The sequence below is a fragment of the Vibrio sp. RC2502 genome (assembly GCF_054850435.1).
In genome coordinates this window covers 1,952,686-1,968,909 of sequence record NZ_CM141453.1, presented here as the reverse complement: position 1 = coordinate 1,968,909, position 16,224 = coordinate 1,952,686, and the positions used below count along the sequence as shown (strand labels likewise).

Sequence of the window (16,224 nt, the reverse complement as noted above, 5' to 3'; positions counted from 1 at the left end):
GTTATTTAATAGGCTGAGGTTTATGTTCTTTCTCCGCCATGGCGTTGGCGATGTCCCAACACAAACGGGCAGCTAAGCGAGCGGTTTGACTATCGACATCGTAATTCGGGTTGTACTCTGCGATGTCAGCTAACATAAGCTTGTTTTTGTAGTGAAGAATTCGTTCTAAAAAAGGTGCGATTGTGTCGTAACTTACACCTCTAGCCGCAGGAGCACTTACGCCTGGCGCGGTTGCTGCTGGGAATACATCTAAATCAATGGTGAGATAGAGATAGTCACAATCGTCGATAAAGTGTTGCAGTTGGGTTAGGTGGTAGCTGTGATTCAAGTAATTGAGTTGACTATCTTCTACATACCATACGTTCAGTTCGTCTGCTTTTTGGAACAAAGCTTGCGTGTTGCTGCTGCGACTCACCCCCAAACAGGCGTAATGGAAAGCCCAATCATTACGCTGACAAAAATGATGAATTTGGTTGAATGGTGTACCTGAGCTTGGTTTTACATCCGCTAATGAACTTTCGAACGCGCGCAAATCGAAGTGGGCATCGAAGTTAATGATGCCAATTTTTGGCTTTTTCTCTGGATGATGCGTTTTGAAATATTCCGCTAGACCAGAAAACGATGCCCACGCAATTTCGTGTCCGCCCCCCAAAACGATAGTTGGCGTGTGAGGTAGCGCTTCTGAAATGAGGTTTGCACAGCGTGATTGGCTTTCTTCTAACAAGTCATCATCGCAAACGACAGTCCCAAGATCATAAAGCGGGGCATCTTTATGCCAAGCGAGATTCGCTAGCGCTCTACGAATCAAATCTGGTGCTTTTTTTGCTCCAATTCGGCCTTTGTTTCTCGCAACGCCTGCGTCGGTAGCAAAACCCAGAATGGATACGCCTTGAGAGGCTTTCTCTAGCTCGCTTGTTTTTTGATGTTTAACGACGTGGTGAATGCGTTGACCCAATTTGCCATCTTCAGCATCATGACGGCCTTGCCAGTGAAATTTTTGCTGGTGTAAATCTGACTGAGACATATTAAAAGCCTCCGTGTGAAACATATTCACCATTTACTATACGACCTACGAGACGTTTTGCTCCGACTTGGTAACTTAAATCTGCTGGGTGTTCGATATCCCAGATAGCAAAGTCCGCATCGAAACCTGTTTTTATCACTCCTCGTGAGTTGGTGTAGCCAAGTGCTTGTGCAGCATGTTGCGTTACGCCGCGCAATGCTTCTTGTGGCGTGAGACGAAATAGGGTGCATGCCATATTCATCATTAGAGTCAGGTCGGAAAAGGGAGATGTACCTGGGTTTACATCGGTGGCGATGGCCATTGGCACGTGGTACTTCCTTAGTAGCTCAATCGGTGGTAACTGAGTTTCTCTCAAAAAGTAAAAAGCACCGGGTAGTAGTGTGGCTACGGTATCGGATTTCGAAAGGGCGATCACACCGTCTTCATCGAGATATTCGATATGGTCAGCCGAAAGGCCTTTGTATCGTGCAGTCAATTCAGTGCCACCAAGGTTCGATAGCTGCTCTGTGTGGCCTTTTGCGTGTAAGCCATATTGTTTCGCTGTCGCAAATACTTTTTCGGTTTGCTCCAAATTAAAACCGATAGACTCACAAAACACATCCACACTGGTGGCCAAGTTTTCCTCTGCGACGATTGGGATGATTTCCTGACAAATATGTTCGATGTAATCGTCTGCGCGACCTTCAAATTCAGGCGGTAAAGCATGAGCGGCAAGAAGGGTGGTTGTGATTTTGACTTTACGCTCTTGTTCTAAGGCTTTTGCAGCACGCAGCATTTTTAGTTCGTCTTTGAGCGTCAAGCCGTAGCCTGATTTTACTTCAACCGACGTAACCCCACTTGCCAACAAGCCATCTAAACGAGGCAACGCGAGCTCAATTAATTGCTCTTCAGTAGCTGCTCGAGTGGCCTTTACACTGGAAAGGATACCGCCACCTTGCTTCGCTATTTCCTGATAAGGCACGCCGTTTAAGCGCATCTCAAATTCACTCGCGCGATTCCCCGCGTAAATTAAGTGGGTGTGGCAATCAATGAGTCCCGGCGTCAGAAGTTGACCTTGTAGGTCGATAGTTTGCGAATAGTGTTGAGGAGACAGAAGCGCTTCTATTTGAGGGGTGTCTCTTCCAACTGGATGAGCACTGATAGCCGCGATTTTACCAGCTTGAATACCAACACGGGCTGGCGGCGTTGGTAAGTAACCTGCTTCACCACGTTCCATGCTAACTAGTCGGGCATTCTCAATCAGCAAATCCATTCTCTCATTCCTACTTTGATTTGTATCTTTAAATGTATATACAAATAAATAGGTCAAAAAGAATGCGGTGACAAGCGTGATGTTGCTAAAATGTGATCAAAACGTAGTGGGAAAGGCTGTTTATATGCACCTAGAGCAGAACTTTAGAGCTCAGCTTGTACTTATTACCTGGGTGGTAGAGTAGAGCTGTACTGACCAATTTGTCTTGGCTCCATGTTCTACGATTCAGAAGAAGACAAGGTTCATTGGCCTGCATTTTCAAATCCAGTTTGATGCGATTATCGGGAACAATGGCTTCAACCGTGTGTTCAATCGCACTCAACGGACAGTTATTAGATAGGTATTGATTAGGAGTAATTTGGGTGAAGTCTTGGCTAAGATAACTCGGGGCGTATTGGCTGTTTACCCAACGCAGTTCTAACTGAATAGGTGTGCTGTCTTCATAGTGAATGATCTCACTGTAAAACACCGTTGTACCAAGCATTACACCAAGTTTTATTGCGATGCTATCATCCGCTTTTATCGCGACTTGCTGAACTACTTTACTGCTGTATTGGCGTCCTCGGTCACTGACTTCTTCCGCTATATTGCGAATATCTAGTAATGGGGATTCTGATTTCTCACTAGGGTCACAAACGAACGTTCCTAACCTTGGGCGACGTTGTAGTTTCCCTTCATTCACCAGATCTCGTATCGCTTTGTTTACTGTCATTCGGCTTACACCAAACTGTTCAGTCAGCTCGATTTCAGTCGCAATGCGCTGTCCGACCATCCAATCTCCGGAATCAATTTTATCGAGGATAAATTGTTTGATTTGCATGTAGAGTGGCGCAGACATAATGATACCTTTTAAATTGACTATACAAATACTGCTCAATTTAAGTACAAATTGCAAATAGTTATCGACAAATACGACATTTAGAGACAAATAGCGGGCATTTGCTTGCTGAATGATTTGGCTGATTTGATATTTTTTGAATCGATAATGGAATCAAGCCGTATTCTTGCGGTCTATTGCTTGCAGCTTATAAGGCAATTGTGTAAACAAAGCACAACTAATAAAAACAGTCGCAAAAAAGGAAAGGCATGTTTAAGAAATTAAAAGCATCGTTGGGTATTGGATCTGCAAAAGTGGATACTATTTTGGATGAAATGAGCGTGTTTCAAGGTGCGACGCTGAAGGGACATGTTCATATCAAAGGTGGGGATGTTGAACAGCAGATCGACGCTATCACCATTAAATTGAACACAGAAATGAAAGTTGAAGTGGACGATAGCGTAAGTTATCAAACCTTCACTATCGACCAGCTCAAGGCGGTTGACCCGTTTGTGATTCAACCGAATGAAGAAAAACAAGTGCCTTTCGAGCTAAAACTGCATGATGAAACACCTATCACTGCGGTTAGCGCATTGAAGAACCAGTGCAATGTTTGGGTAGAAACCACTCTGGATATTGATTTTGCAATCGACCCACGAGATCGCGATTACATTGAAGTGAAACCACTACCAGTGGCATCTCGCGTTATTCGAGCGATTGAACAAGCTGGTTTTACTATGGTGAAAGCAGATGTCGAAAAAGGCTTTTTGCGCGGCGGCTCTTTTGCCTCCCGTTCTGGTATCTATCAAGAGCTTGAGTTTCGCAATAGCGGGTTTGTGTCTTCAAAGGAAATTGAGCTGTCTTTCATTTTGGAAGGGCAGGTGATGCACTGTTTGGCTGAAATTGACCGTTCTTTGAGTTTCTCTGGTGATCAATATCGCTCATTCACATTGCCAATCAATGCCACTGATGCGCAAGTGGCAGCCGCAGTGGCACCAACCTTGAGTCTATAAAAACTCGCTTTCCGAGTCAGATGAAAGTAGGTACCGATATCCAATCGTGAATGCGATATCGGTACTGTTATCCATATTTCTCGCATTCTCTATCGCCATGATTTCAAGGGCGGAGTTGCCCATGAGATAGCGATATCCCATCACAATTTCATTTGACGCATCGGCAAATTCTGTTGGCCCCTCAGTGGAACCTTGATACCAGTGGTATTCAACAATAAAGTGGTGCTTTTCCCAAGGTGCATAACGATATCCACCCGCCATTGCAGCGGTGTTGTGGCGGTAAGGTAAATCGAGAAGAGCACGATCGTCAGAACGAAAAGTCATCCCGAACATTGAATAGAAAGCGTGTGCTCCGTACAGATAAGAGTAATTGAGTTGCACGCCTTGCTCAAAGCTACTGCCTTTAAAGCTACCGTGCGCGACTTTGTTATAATAGAGGCTTCCTCCTAGCGAAAGCCCATGACGTTCATTTTGCAATATTTGGTATTGAACGTACGTCGAGAGGTTGTTCGCGATGGTTTGGCCTTCGAAGCCGTCTTCCAACACGTCATATTGCGGCATTGATATGTAAAAGCGGTTTTTATCAACTTTATCTCGCCCGTTTTGTCCAATTCCAAATAGGTCATGAAAGCTTTCTGTTAAGCCATCCAGATGATTATCCGCAGCAAATACCCAGCGATAATTGAGTTCCCATTGCCATTGAGAACTGACTTGCCACTTAGCTCCAATTTCTAATTGGTTGTGGTAATAATCCAAAGCGTATTCGTCGGTATGAGCCCAAACACTCGCTATTGTCGCCGAGCCATAAGCTTCTATGTACTCTGAAGGCAAGCTAAACCCAGAGCGGAGATGGTTGGTATGACTGACCACTTGCATTGGCGATTGAGCGTAAGATCGAAGTGGTCCGTAAAGGTCGTTAGAGGCAAAAGTGGAAGCAGGCAACCAAAAAGCAAAAGCCAATATTGTAGGTTGCCATCGATTTTTCTTCATGATGAATACCTAAATATAGATTACTCAATAAATTAACTATAGTGTCACTCATTGTTTCGTGCTGGCTATTATACCAATGGTGTTTTTCGCCGAGTAGCTTATTTAGTAGTGAACTTTCAATGACAAACTGAAATCGCGCTTTGCAATCTAAATGTGAGCTAGGTACAATCGCTCTTCCGATAGCGGTCCGGTATTCGTGTTACTGAGCGACCTCTATCGCTTCTCAACTATTTATCAACAAATAGCTTCTAAATTTGAATAACATGTGTTGCTTGGTATGCAACACCACTGTAAAGGACATAGCATGCCTATTATTACTCTTCCTGACGGCAGTCAGCGTCAATTTGACAACCCAGTATCTACAATGGAAGTTGCGCAATCGATCGGTCCCGGTCTTGCAAAAGCAACGATTGCTGGTCGTGTTAACGGTAACCGCGTTGATGCGTGTGATCTAATTGAAGAAGACGCAAGCCTAGAAATCATCACAGTAAAAGATGAAGTTGACGGTCTAGAAATCGTTCGTCACTCTTGTGCTCACCTTCTTGGTCACGCTCTAAAACAGCTATACCCACAAGCTAAAATGGCGATTGGTCCTACCATCGACAATGGCTTCTACTACGACATCGACCTAGACGAGTCTCTAACGCAAGAAGATCTTGAAAAGATCGAAAAGCGTATGAAAGAACTTGCGAAAACCAAGTACGAAGTTGTTAAGAAAAAAGTAAGCTGGCAGGAAGCACGTGATACATTTGAATCACGTGGTGAACCGTACAAAGTGGAAATCCTAGACGAAAACGTATCTCGCGATGATCGTCCGGGCCTATACCACCATGAAGAATACATTGACATGTGTCGTGGTCCTCACGTTCCTAACATGGGCTTCTGTCAACACTTCACTTTATTGAATGTTGCAGGCGCTTACTGGCGTGGTAACAGCGACAACAAAATGCTTCAACGTATCTACGGTACTGCTTTCCACGATAAGAAAGCACTGAAAGCGCACCTAACTCGTCTAGAAGAAGCGGCGAAGCGTGACCACCGTAAAATCGGTAAGCAATTAGACCTATTCCACATGCAACAAGAAGCACCGGGTATGGTGTTCTGGCATCACAATGGTTGGTCTATCTTCCGTGATCTAGAAGTGTTCGTTCGTGACAAACTAAACGAATACGATTACCAAGAAGTGAAAGGTCCACTAATGATGGACCGCGTTCTTTGGGAACGTTCTGGTCACTGGGATAAATACGCAGACGCGATGTTCACAACTTCTTCTGAAAACCGTGAATACGCAATCAAACCAATGAACTGTCCTGGTCACGTTCAGATCTTTAACCAAGGTCTGAAATCGTACCGTGATCTTCCGCTACGTATGGCAGAGTTTGGCTCATGTCACCGTAACGAACCATCTGGCGCACTACACGGCATCATGCGTGTACGTGGCTTTACTCAGGATGACGCTCACATCTTCTGTACTGAGAGTCAAATCCAAGAGGAAGTAACAAGCTGTATTAAGATGGTTTACGATACGTACCAAACATTTGGTTTTGACAACATCGTAGTGAAACTGTCTACTCGTCCAGAAAAACGTGTAGGTTCAGATGAAATCTGGGATCAATCTGAAGAAGCATTGAAACAGTCTCTAGAATCAATGGAAATTCCATACGAGATTCAAGAAGGCGAGGGTGCATTCTACGGTCCTAAGATCGAGTTTACGCTATATGACTGTCTAGACCGTGCATGGCAATGTGGTACAGTTCAGCTAGACTTCAACCTACCTGGTCGCCTAGGTGCAACTTACGTAGGTGAAAACAACGAACGTCTTGTTCCGGTAATGATTCACCGTGCAATTCTAGGTTCTCTAGAACGTTTCATCGGTATCCTTATCGAAGAATATGCTGGTTTCTTCCCAACTTGGTTGGCGCCAGAACAAGCAGTTCTTATGAACATTACTGATAAACAGTCAGGTTATGTTCAAGAAATCGTACAAAAACTACAAAAAAGTGGAATTAGAGCTAAAGCGGACTTGAGAAATGAGAAGATTGGCTTTAAAATCCGCGAACATACTTTGAAGCGTGTACCGTATATGCTTGTTGTTGGTGACCAAGAAATGGAAGCTGGCGAAATTGCAGTACGTACTCGTAAAGGCAAAGATCTTGGTAAATTTAAAGTGGATGACTTCATCGCATACATCCAAGACGAGATCTCTAGCCGTAAGCTCAATCTGGAGGAATAAGCTATTAAAGGCGGAAGACGTGGCCAACAGCCGGTAAAACAAAACCCGCACCGTATCAACGGTGAAATTCGTGGTATTCGTGAAGTTCGACTAACAGGCGCTGACGGTGAATCAGTTGGTGTTGTATCGATTCAAGAAGCCATTGCAGCTGCTGAAGAAGCTGGTATGGATCTCGTTGAGATCAGCCCTAACGCCGAGCCACCAGTTTGTCGTGTGATGGACTATGGTAAGTTCCTCTTCGAGAAGAGCAAATCTGCTAAAGAGCAGAAGAAGAAGCAAAAGCAGGTCCAGATCAAGGAAGTAAAATTCCGTCCTGGAACTGATATTGGAGACTATCAGGTAAAACTACGCAACCTGACGCGTTTCCTTGAAGAAGGCAACAAAGTGAAGGTAACAATTCGCTTCCGTGGCCGAGAGATGGCACACCAAGACATCGGTGTCGACGTTCTAAACCGCTTGAAAGAAGACACTGCAGAAATTGCTGTAGTAGAAGCTTTCCCTAGCCGTATTGAAGGTCGTCAGATGATCATGGTGCTAGCCCCTAAAAAGAAGTAATTAACGGCTCATAAAGTAATTGAAACCCAGCCGTTTCCCTTTGAATAAAAGGCAACGGATGGGTTTTGTTCGCCCTAATTACATTGTTTATTAAACTACTCAATGCGGAGTTATTCATCATGCCTAAGATGAAAACCAACAAAGGTGCTGCTAAGCGTTTTAAGAAAACTGCTGGTGGTATTAAGTACAAGCACGCTACTAAACGTCACATCCTGACTAAGCGTACTACTAAGAACAAGCGTCAACTACGTCCAAATGCAATCCTTCCACGTTGTGAAGTGGCTGCAGTAATCCGTATGTTGCCATACGCTTAATTCTTTTTAGTTATCAATCGTTTAGTTTAGGAGAAGCATAATGCCTCGCGTAAAACGTGGTGTACAAGCTCGTGCACGTCATAAGAAAGTTCTAAAACAAGCTAAAGGTTACTACGGTGCACGTTCACGTGTTTACCGCGTAGCTTTCCAAGCAGTTACTAAAGCTGGTCAATACGCTTACCGTGACCGTCGCGCTAAGAAACGTCAATTCCGTCAACTATGGATTGCACGTATCAACGCGGCATCTCGTCAAAATGGTCTATCTTACAGCCGTTTCATCAACGGTCTTAAGAAAGCATCTATCGAGATCGACCGTAAGATCCTTGCGGACATCGCAGTATTCGACAAAGCTGCATTTGCAGTTCTAGTTGAAAAAGCGAAAGCTGCTCTTTAATTAGCAGTTTAGGTTTAAGGAAAGGAGAGCATTTGCTCTCCTTTTTTATTATCTGTAATTTCTCTTCTGTGTGTTTTTTTACTTGTTTGCATCACTTCTGGTTATACTCCTCTCACATTAAATACTTTCAATAAAGGTATTCACGCACAGCCACTTCTATATAACTTACTAACACTATCCTGATTTCATATTTAAAGGCTTGGTGGTAACGTACTGTACTTACTTCATAGCATTAAGGGCACGACATGATTTACACAACAACAGATACGATTCCAGGCAAGGAAATAGCAGAAGTTAGAGGAGTGGTGACGGGCAACGTTGTTCAATCTAAGCATATCGGCAGAGACCTAATGGCTGGTCTAAAAAGCATTGTTGGTGGAGAGATCCGCGGATACACCGAAATGATGACCGAAGCACGTGACATTGCTATTCAACGTATGGTCGAGCAAGCGAACCAGAAAGGCGCTGATGCGATTGTAGGAATTCGCTTTACTACAAGCTCAATTGTCGATGGTTCATCTGAAATCCTTGCTTTTGGTACCGCTGTAAAGCTCGTGGAATAGAATTGCTTTTGATTGGCGAGGCAACATCGGTTCTTCGCCTTCTTTAGACTCTCCCTTAAGTGGTTTGAGTAAGCCATGGCTTCACTCCAAAATGTTAAAAAACTCAAATTCTAATCCTAGGGTTTTATTGGTATATTTTTTATGAATGTGAATTTTTATTCATTTTATTGGCTGGCTTTAAGTAGGGTAAATATTCTAAAACTAGTTATGTGATCTGGTGTTATCTTCTTGTTTTAATTATCTAAGCCATACAAATTGCGATCAGGTAAACTGATTTTATTTCTTTTATTATTAAATGACTTAGATATATAACTAAGTCCAATGTCTTTTGAGTTATGTCATTTGCGTGTTGAATGATGTTGTTGGTATATTAATTCAAGAATTTATTATAAAAATATGAACTTATAGCTTGCTAATAAGCTCTAAATTGTTACAAATACTATAAAGCTGTAACATTGCCAAAAGGAATAGTAGATGAGAGATCTGACTCCCGAATATTTGCTAGCCGCTCTACGACAAGCGATTAAAACAAAGGGGCTAACATATCGAGAGCTATCTGAAAAAATGGGCATGCCATTGTCCACTTTTAAGAGACATTTAACCAGTACCAACCTCGCGTTAGATAAACTGCTTGAATACTGTCGTGCGATTGACTGTACATTGGATGAATTGCAAAAGTTAGCCAATCAGTTGCAAGGTGAAGATGAAGATTATTTTAGTCGAACACAAGATGAAGTGTTTTTTCAGTTCCCACATCTTTACGATTTTTATCGTGAACTGAGGATGTTGCGCGGAAAAGATGGATACACAATTTTAAAGAAGAAATACGACTTATCAGAGCAAAGCATGTCTGATTATCTGGGTGCACTAGAGTTGCTAGACCTTGTTTACGTAGATGAAAACAAAAGTATTACGTTGCACGGCCCGCTGTACTACAGCTACGCAGAAAACTCGAAGTTAAACGATAAGTACACCGAGATAATCAAAGAGCAAACAACGACACATGATAAATGCGTTCGTGTTGCTTTGGCGCGAATGAAAATTACGGAAGAACAGTTGCTGGAGCTTGAAGATCAAGTAGCGAAAACGGTGATTGATTTTCACTCGAAGAATGTTGTCGCTGAAAACTTTAATGTTTCCGACTTCACAAACGTAGTTCTACTTGCTGGGCCACATCAACCAGTGACATTCTCTGATGGAATTGTAGAAACAGAATCTCGTTTTATTGACGATATTCGCTACGCAATTGCAGCAGCAGGGGATAAACCAAGCCTTTCAATTTAATCCATTCACTTATCTCTCAGAGCCAATGGCTTGCATCTTAGGTATTGGGAAATATCGAGTTTGTAAGCTCTTGGCTTAACGTCTATCTCTCGCCTAAATCTTCAGCACATCAGTTTGTCTAGCCTTTGTTTTTGCATTTTAATGATAAAACTATAGATTTTTGTAATTTTTCGTTATGGATAAATTCATACTTGTAATGTTTGTTTTTTGATCTATTATGACGAAGTGTCAATTATGACGGTTCGTCAAAAATGGTGACGTTCCTGTTTTACATAATCGTGTTACAATTATCAGGAGTGTGTGGGTATACGGATCAAAGGATTATGTTTAACTTTCGCTGTAAAAAGGATGGTAAGCGAGACGGGTGTCGTGTCTCGTCCGGGCTAACCAAAAAGCAACAAGCGATTGCGGATAGAGAAGTTGAGCTTATTCAACTGGCTAAGTCACTCGTCCAAGAGCAGGGGTTTGCGAACCTCACTATGGATAAGCTGACCTCGGCTAGCTCTTATTCTAAGGGCACCATCTACAATCATTTTTGCAGCAAAGAAGACGTAATACTTGCGCTTTGTATCCATTCGTTAAAAAGCGAAGCGATATTTTTCGAGCGCACGGCAAACTTCGATGGCAATACTCGAGAGAAAATTATTGCGATGCATGTAGGCTATCGTATTTACGCTCGAATGGAGCCAGTGCTGTCGACTTGCGCGATTGTAGCTAAAACGCCTTGGGTGTTGGAAAAAGCATCACCTGAACGTTTGAATGAGCTGAATCGGCTAGAAGAAGAAGTGATTTCCGGTGCAGATGCGTTGGTCAATAATGCCGTAGAGTGCGGAGATCTAAAGTTTTCTCCTGCTATAGGTGCGGATGCTATTGTGTTTGCTAACTGGTCTATCGCATTTGGTTCTAACGCGCTTGCGCAAAACGCATCGAATAGTCGCTGTATACAACGAATCCAAGACCCATTTTCTGTGTTGCACAATGCGAATATGTTATTAGACGGCTTAGGTTGGGCGCCACTTTCTACAGAGTGGGACTATCGGAAAACCTGGCGTCGAGTAGAACAGGAACTCTTTAGCGAAGAGATTGCTTACTTAGAAACAGTGAACCGCTAAATCGGTTACAGAAGCCAATCCAAACGATGATTGGCTTTTTTATCACACTAAAGTGACGAATCGTCAATATTTGACTTAAAAGATGATGCTTAAGGTGAAGAACCTAGAGAGGCATTTGAAAAGTTACGTAAAAACTAGAAAACAGCGCTGGCTGATTTTTTAGTTTTTAAATTTGACGAAACGTCACAAAGGAGAGTGTGATGCCACACCATAAAGCTCAGCAACACCAAGGAATTGGTTTGGGGAAGATACCCACCAAATACAGTTTGCTCGTTCTACTAGCAACTATTTTCTTGATTATTGTCGCTACAATAGGAGGTAAAAACCTGTATTTCAGAGGAGATTACGACATTTTCTTTGATGGTACTAACAAGCAACTGCTTGCGTTTGATGAAATCCAAACCACGTTCGCAAAAACGGACAACCTTGCCATCGTCATCGCGCCTGAAGATGGCGACATTTTTACCCCGCAGACCTTGTCTCTTATCCAGAAAATAACAGTCGACGCTTGGCAAGTCCCATACTCGAGCCGTGTTGACTCTATCGCTAACTATCAACACACAGAAGCCTTTGAAGATGATCTGTTGGTTGAAGATCTTCTATACAGTGAATACGAACTGACCCCAGAACGAATTTCCAAGGTCAAAAGCATTGCACTCAGTGAACCTGTTTTAAAAAGCGCATTGGTGTCAGAGAAAGGCGATGTCACCGTGGTGAATATTACCGTCCAGTTGCCCGAGATGGATAAGACCGCAGAAGTGGAGGAGGTGGTGTCGAGTATCAATGCCATGATTGACCGCTACCAACGCGCGTATCCTGACGTGACTTTTCATAAAGCGGGCATTATTGCTATGAACTACGCTTTTATGACTGCCGCGCAAGATGACAGCTCGACATTAGTGCCAACCATGCTCGTTGTGATTTTGGTCTTTTTGACTATCATGCTGTGTTCCATTCTAAGTGTGATAGCGACGCTGATTGTCATCATTGGTTCTGTGATGGCGACCATGGGCATTTCCGGTTGGGCTGGAATGTTCTTAAGCACTGCGACGGTAAACGTTCCAACGTTGATCATGACGCTTGCGGTTGCTGACTGTGTTCATGTGATTGCGACCATGCGTCAATCAATGAAAAACGGGTTCACGAAAGCGCAGTCAATCGAGCGCAGTATCGCTTTAAATTTCGTGCCTATTCTGATTACATCCGTAACAACCGCGATTGGCTTCTCGATGATGAACATGTCCGATTCTCCTGTCCTGCGAGACTTCGGTAACTTGTCTGCTTTAGGTGTTATGGTCGCCTGTCTTCTTTCCGTTACCTTGTTGCCGGCGTTGCTCAAGTTGCTGCCTATCCACGTAAAAATGGAAACGTCACAAGACCAAAAACATGTCATGGATCGCTTAGGTGACTTTGTGGTTTCGCAACGAAGAGCCTTGTTGCCACTTTCGGTTGTTGTCATTGTCGTGTGCGCGAGTCTTATCCCACTTAACAAGGTGAATGACGAATCGGTAGAGTATTTTGGTCAACGTAACGAGTTTCGTCAGGCTGCTGATTTTATGGAAGAGCGAATCAGCGGTATGACCAACATCAGCATTGCGATTAAAACCAACGAGTCTCAAGGTATTGCCGCTCCTGATTTTCTTAACACGATAGGTGAGTTTTCTAGTTGGCTACGAGACCAACCTGAAACAGACCATGTGGCGACATTGGCAGATGTTTATAAGCGTCTCAACAAGAACATGCATGGTGATGATGAGGCGTATTACTCGCTCCCTCAAGAGCGAGAGCTCGCAGCACAATATCTACTGCTTTACGAAATGTCTTTACCGTACGGCTTAGACCTCAATAATCAAATTAACGTCGATAAGTCCTCGATCAAAATGGTGTTGACCGTGGCAAACCTCGGCAGTGTGGAACTGGTCGATTTAGAAAACAGAATCTATCAATGGTTTACAGAGCATGCGCCTCAGTATCAAGTGGTTGCATCAAGCCCGTCATTAATGTTCGCCCATATTGGAGAGACGAATATGGCGAGCATGCTGTCCACTTTACCGATCACGCTTGTTTTAATTTCTGCCTTGCTGATTTTTGCACTTCGCTCCGTGAGATTAGGGCTAATTAGTTTGATGCCCAATATTGCGCCAGCGGTCATTGGCTTTGGTTTGTGGGCACTGATATCGGGTGAAATCAACCTCGGCTTATCCGTTGTTGTGACATTGACGCTGGGGATTGTGGTCGATGATGCCGTTCACTTCCTTTCCAAATATCAAAGAGCGCGCCGCGAGGGGCAAACAGCAGAGCAAGCCGTTCGTTACGCGTTTCATACCGTTGGTCGCGCACTGTGGATCACTACGGTGGTTTTAGTGGCAGGTTTTTCTGTATTGGCAATGTCTAGCTTCAGGCTGAATGCGGATATGGGGCAGCTCAGCGCCATTGTTATCTTCATTGCTTTGGTTGTGGACTTCTTATTCCTCCCAACCTTACTAATGCTATTCGATAAAAAAGCGTACTTACAAGAAAGTCCGTCTGATAACGCGCGCTTGAAAGCGTCGTCCACCATCACGGCAACTCAGTCATAACTCAGAATTAAAAGGAATTGAACCATGAAAAAAATGAACCACGTATTGCAAGTTTTGATGTTGTCGGCTTCGCTAGTTGCATCGCCATTCACTTATGCGAATGAAGAAAAAGGGCTAGAAATTGCTCAGGAGCGAAAAGCAAGAGATGAAGGTTGGGGCGACTCTATCGCAACCATGGAGATGATTTTAAAGAACGCACAAGGTGAAAGCAGTACGCGCCTTATGCGATTGAAATCTCTCGAAGTTGAAGGGGATGGCGACAAAGGGCTGACCATTTTTGACCAGCCTCGGGATGTCACGGGCACGGCTTTTCTCAACCATTCTCATACCATTGGTGCGGATGACCAATGGTTGTATTTACCTGCCTTAAAGCGAGTAAAGCGAATTTCGTCACGTAATAAGTCGGGCCCGTTTATGGGAAGCGAGTTTGCGTATGAAGATTTGAGTTCATTTGAAATCGAAAAATACCGCTTTAACCACCTCAAGGATGATAAGTTTAACGGGCAAGACGTATTCGTTCTAGAGCAAATTCCAACGGACAAGAACTCCGGTTATACCAAGCAGGTAGTATGGCTTGACAAGGCGCATTATCGCCCTCTCAAAGTCGAGTTTTACGACCGAAAAGGCGCGTTATTGAAAACTCTAACTTTCGCTAATTATAAGCAGTACCTCGATAAATATTGGCGTGCACATACCATGGCAATGACGAATCACCAAACTGGCAAAAGTACAGAATTGAACACTAGCGATTTGCGCTTTCAAACAGGGTTGGAAGAGAACGACTTCAACAAAAACGTGCTCAAGCGAGTTAAATAAGGGAGTGGTATGAATATGGGCAAAGGAGTCAACCAACTTGGCGGATTACTCGCGATGTTGGTAACGCCCTCGCTGTTCGCATTTGAGCTTGCGGGGCAATTGAATGTTGAGCATCGACAATTTCTCTCTCAAGGGCTGCAAGGGCAGAGTAAAGGCCAAAGCTCTGTTGTAGTTCAGCCTGAACTTTACTGGGACTTCCAAAGCGGAGAGAGTAGCTTCACCTTCACACCGTTTTTTCGAGTCGATAGCCTCGATGATGAAAGAACCCACGGTGACATTAGAGAAGCGCTTTTTCTCACGTATTGGGATGATTACGAGCTTAGAGTTGGGATCAGTAAAGTGTTTTGGGGCGTCACCGAGTCCGCGCATCTGGTTGATGTTGTGAACCAAACAGATGCCGTGGAAGCGGTTGATGGCGAAGATAAACTGGGTCAGCCAATGGTACATTTTACGGCGATTAAAGATTGGGGCGCTTTTCATGCCATGGTACTTCCTTATTTTCGGGAGCGTACTTTTGCTGGTCAAGACGGACGTTTACGTACGGAGCCTGTTATTTCTGACAACGCTATTTATGAATCGAGTAGGGAAGAGAAACACATTGATGTGGCATTTCGATATTCCAAAATGCTGGGTGATTGGGATATTGGTTTGAGCTATTTGTATGGGACCAATCGAGATCCCTATTTTCGATTCGAGCAAGGTGAACTCAAACCATATTATGCGCTGATGAGTCATTTCGGTATTGATGTTCAAGGCATTGTCGGAGATTGGTTATGGAAGCTTGAAAGTGTATATCGAGATAGTTATGACCATCATGTTGGCGTGGTGACGGGTTTCGAATATACCATCGTCGGCGCTTTTGATACGGTTTGGGATGTCGGCCTTATTGGAGAGTACCTCTATGATAGTCGGGGAAATAACGCACAGAACATCGGTCAAAATGATGTGTTTGCAGGTGTCCGCTTTGCCTTAAATGATGAGGATGGAACTGAAATTCTCACTGGGATTACACAAGATTTGGATAACTCAGATGTTTATAACGCAAAGTTAGAAGCCTCTAGCAGAATATCGAACCATCTGAAGTGGCAAGTTGATGCGTGGTTATTTAAAAATGATACGCCGACAGACTTACTTTATTTTGCTCGAGACGACGATTTTATTGAGCTCTCTATACAGTATTATTTTTAGATTTGCTGAATTGCTTAGCGAAAATAATCCATCATGGAGATCTTTGTCATTATTTTGACTACTCAGTGAGGCGTTAGAAAACTTTTATCG

Annotated in this window: 15 protein-coding genes; 11 read left to right on the top strand and 4 right to left on the bottom strand. The window is 43.5% G+C overall.

The window, feature by feature from the left end; genetic code table 11:
- Position 1: 1 nt before the first annotated feature.
- The 3 genes from hutG to hutC form a co-directional block, all read right to left on the bottom strand.
- Positions 2-1,024 (bottom strand): formimidoylglutamase, encoded by a 1,023-nt coding sequence (gene hutG, locus ACYJZR_RS09275; protein WP_025502078.1) that lies wholly within the window; start codon positions 1,022-1,024, stop codon positions 2-4.
- A gap of 1 nt (position 1,025) precedes the next feature.
- Positions 1,026-2,276 carry an imidazolonepropionase gene (hutI, locus tag ACYJZR_RS09270; protein ID WP_406964948.1) on the bottom strand — a complete coding sequence of 417 codons (1,251 nt, stop codon included), beginning with the start codon at positions 2,274-2,276 and terminating at the stop codon, positions 1,026-1,028.
- 130 nt (positions 2,277-2,406) lie between these two features.
- Positions 2,407-3,114, bottom strand: a complete 708-nt coding sequence (hutC, locus tag ACYJZR_RS09265) for a histidine utilization repressor (RefSeq protein WP_005483583.1) — start codon at positions 3,112-3,114, stop codon at positions 2,407-2,409.
- Between the two features lie 248 nt (positions 3,115-3,362).
- Between hutC and ACYJZR_RS09260 the strand changes: the two genes are divergently transcribed.
- Complete coding sequence (locus ACYJZR_RS09260) at positions 3,363-4,106, top strand: sporulation protein (protein ID WP_005462606.1); 744 nt, start codon at positions 3,363-3,365, stop codon at positions 4,104-4,106.
- Here the strand turns inward: ACYJZR_RS09260 and ACYJZR_RS09255 are convergent.
- Complete coding sequence (locus tag ACYJZR_RS09255) at positions 4,101-5,096, bottom strand: DUF3187 family protein (RefSeq protein WP_406964951.1); 996 nt, start codon at positions 5,094-5,096, stop codon at positions 4,101-4,103. The two genes, ACYJZR_RS09260 and ACYJZR_RS09255, sit on opposite strands and share 6 nt — an antisense overlap.
- 304 nt (positions 5,097-5,400) lie before the next feature.
- Between ACYJZR_RS09255 and thrS the strand changes: the two genes are divergently transcribed.
- The 10 genes from thrS to ACYJZR_RS09205 all read left to right on the top strand — a co-directional run bounded on the left by thrS (position 5,401) and on the right by ACYJZR_RS09205 (position 16,134).
- Entirely contained in the window at positions 5,401-7,329 is a 1,929-nt protein-coding gene (gene thrS, locus ACYJZR_RS09250) for a threonine--tRNA ligase (RefSeq protein ID WP_005490070.1), read from the top strand.
- 3 nt (positions 7,330-7,332) lie between these two features.
- Positions 7,333-7,884, top strand: coding sequence for a translation initiation factor IF-3 (gene infC, locus ACYJZR_RS09245; RefSeq protein WP_071651979.1), 552 nt, complete (start codon positions 7,333-7,335; stop codon positions 7,882-7,884).
- 119 nt (positions 7,885-8,003) lie between these two features.
- The gene (rpmI, locus tag ACYJZR_RS09240; protein WP_005462620.1) at positions 8,004-8,198 is read left to right on the top strand and encodes a 50S ribosomal protein L35; all 195 of its coding nucleotides are present in this window, start codon (positions 8,004-8,006) and stop codon (positions 8,196-8,198) included.
- A 40-nt stretch (positions 8,199-8,238) separates the two neighbouring features.
- The gene (gene rplT / locus ACYJZR_RS09235; protein ID WP_004727974.1) at positions 8,239-8,592 is read left to right on the top strand and encodes a 50S ribosomal protein L20; all 354 of its coding nucleotides are present in this window, start codon (positions 8,239-8,241) and stop codon (positions 8,590-8,592) included.
- 245 nt (positions 8,593-8,837) lie between these two features.
- Positions 8,838-9,155 (top strand): heavy metal-binding domain-containing protein, encoded by a 318-nt coding sequence (locus tag ACYJZR_RS09230; RefSeq protein WP_005462608.1) that lies wholly within the window; start codon positions 8,838-8,840, stop codon positions 9,153-9,155.
- Positions 9,156-9,629: 474 nt separating this feature from the next.
- Positions 9,630-10,439, top strand: a complete 810-nt coding sequence (locus ACYJZR_RS09225; protein WP_005462617.1) for a helix-turn-helix domain-containing protein — start codon at positions 9,630-9,632, stop codon at positions 10,437-10,439.
- A 323-nt stretch (positions 10,440-10,762) separates the two neighbouring features.
- A complete protein-coding gene (locus tag ACYJZR_RS09220; protein ID WP_005462636.1) occupies positions 10,763-11,551 on the top strand; it encodes a TetR/AcrR family transcriptional regulator in 789 nt (262 codons plus the stop codon).
- Between the two features lie 200 nt (positions 11,552-11,751).
- The gene (locus ACYJZR_RS09215) at positions 11,752-14,130 is read left to right on the top strand and encodes an efflux RND transporter permease subunit (protein WP_406964957.1); all 2,379 of its coding nucleotides are present in this window, start codon (positions 11,752-11,754) and stop codon (positions 14,128-14,130) included.
- Between the two features lie 24 nt (positions 14,131-14,154).
- Positions 14,155-14,946 (top strand): outer membrane lipoprotein-sorting protein, encoded by a 792-nt coding sequence (locus ACYJZR_RS09210; RefSeq protein WP_025525225.1) that lies wholly within the window; start codon positions 14,155-14,157, stop codon positions 14,944-14,946.
- 15 nt (positions 14,947-14,961) lie between these two features.
- Positions 14,962-16,134, top strand: coding sequence for a hypothetical protein (locus ACYJZR_RS09205; RefSeq protein ID WP_031858515.1), 1,173 nt, complete (start codon positions 14,962-14,964; stop codon positions 16,132-16,134).
- The last annotated feature ends 90 nt before the right edge of the window (positions 16,135-16,224 follow it).

Coding starts and splice junctions, on each gene's coding strand:
- ACYJZR_RS09220 (WP_005462636.1), top strand. CDS start 10,763: ATGTTTAACTTTCGCTGTAAAAAGGATGGTAAGCGAGACGGGTGTCGT.
- hutC (WP_005483583.1), bottom strand. CDS start 3,114: ATGTCTGCGCCACTCTACATGCAAATCAAACAATTTATCCTCGATAAA.
- rplT (WP_004727974.1), top strand. CDS start 8,239: ATGCCTCGCGTAAAACGTGGTGTACAAGCTCGTGCACGTCATAAGAAA.
- ACYJZR_RS09215 (WP_406964957.1), top strand. CDS start 11,752: ATGCCACACCATAAAGCTCAGCAACACCAAGGAATTGGTTTGGGGAAG.
- rpmI (WP_005462620.1), top strand. CDS start 8,004: ATGCCTAAGATGAAAACCAACAAAGGTGCTGCTAAGCGTTTTAAGAAA.
- ACYJZR_RS09230 (WP_005462608.1), top strand. CDS start 8,838: ATGATTTACACAACAACAGATACGATTCCAGGCAAGGAAATAGCAGAA.
- ACYJZR_RS09225 (WP_005462617.1), top strand. CDS start 9,630: ATGAGAGATCTGACTCCCGAATATTTGCTAGCCGCTCTACGACAAGCG.
- thrS (WP_005490070.1), top strand. CDS start 5,401: ATGCCTATTATTACTCTTCCTGACGGCAGTCAGCGTCAATTTGACAAC.
- ACYJZR_RS09210 (WP_025525225.1), top strand. CDS start 14,155: ATGAAAAAAATGAACCACGTATTGCAAGTTTTGATGTTGTCGGCTTCG.
- hutG (WP_025502078.1), bottom strand. CDS start 1,024: ATGTCTCAGTCAGATTTACACCAGCAAAAATTTCACTGGCAAGGCCGT.
- hutI (WP_406964948.1), bottom strand. CDS start 2,276: ATGGATTTGCTGATTGAGAATGCCCGACTAGTTAGCATGGAACGTGGT.
- ACYJZR_RS09205 (WP_031858515.1), top strand. CDS start 14,962: ATGGGCAAAGGAGTCAACCAACTTGGCGGATTACTCGCGATGTTGGTA.
- ACYJZR_RS09255 (WP_406964951.1), bottom strand. CDS start 5,096: ATGAAGAAAAATCGATGGCAACCTACAATATTGGCTTTTGCTTTTTGG.
- ACYJZR_RS09260 (WP_005462606.1), top strand. CDS start 3,363: ATGTTTAAGAAATTAAAAGCATCGTTGGGTATTGGATCTGCAAAAGTG.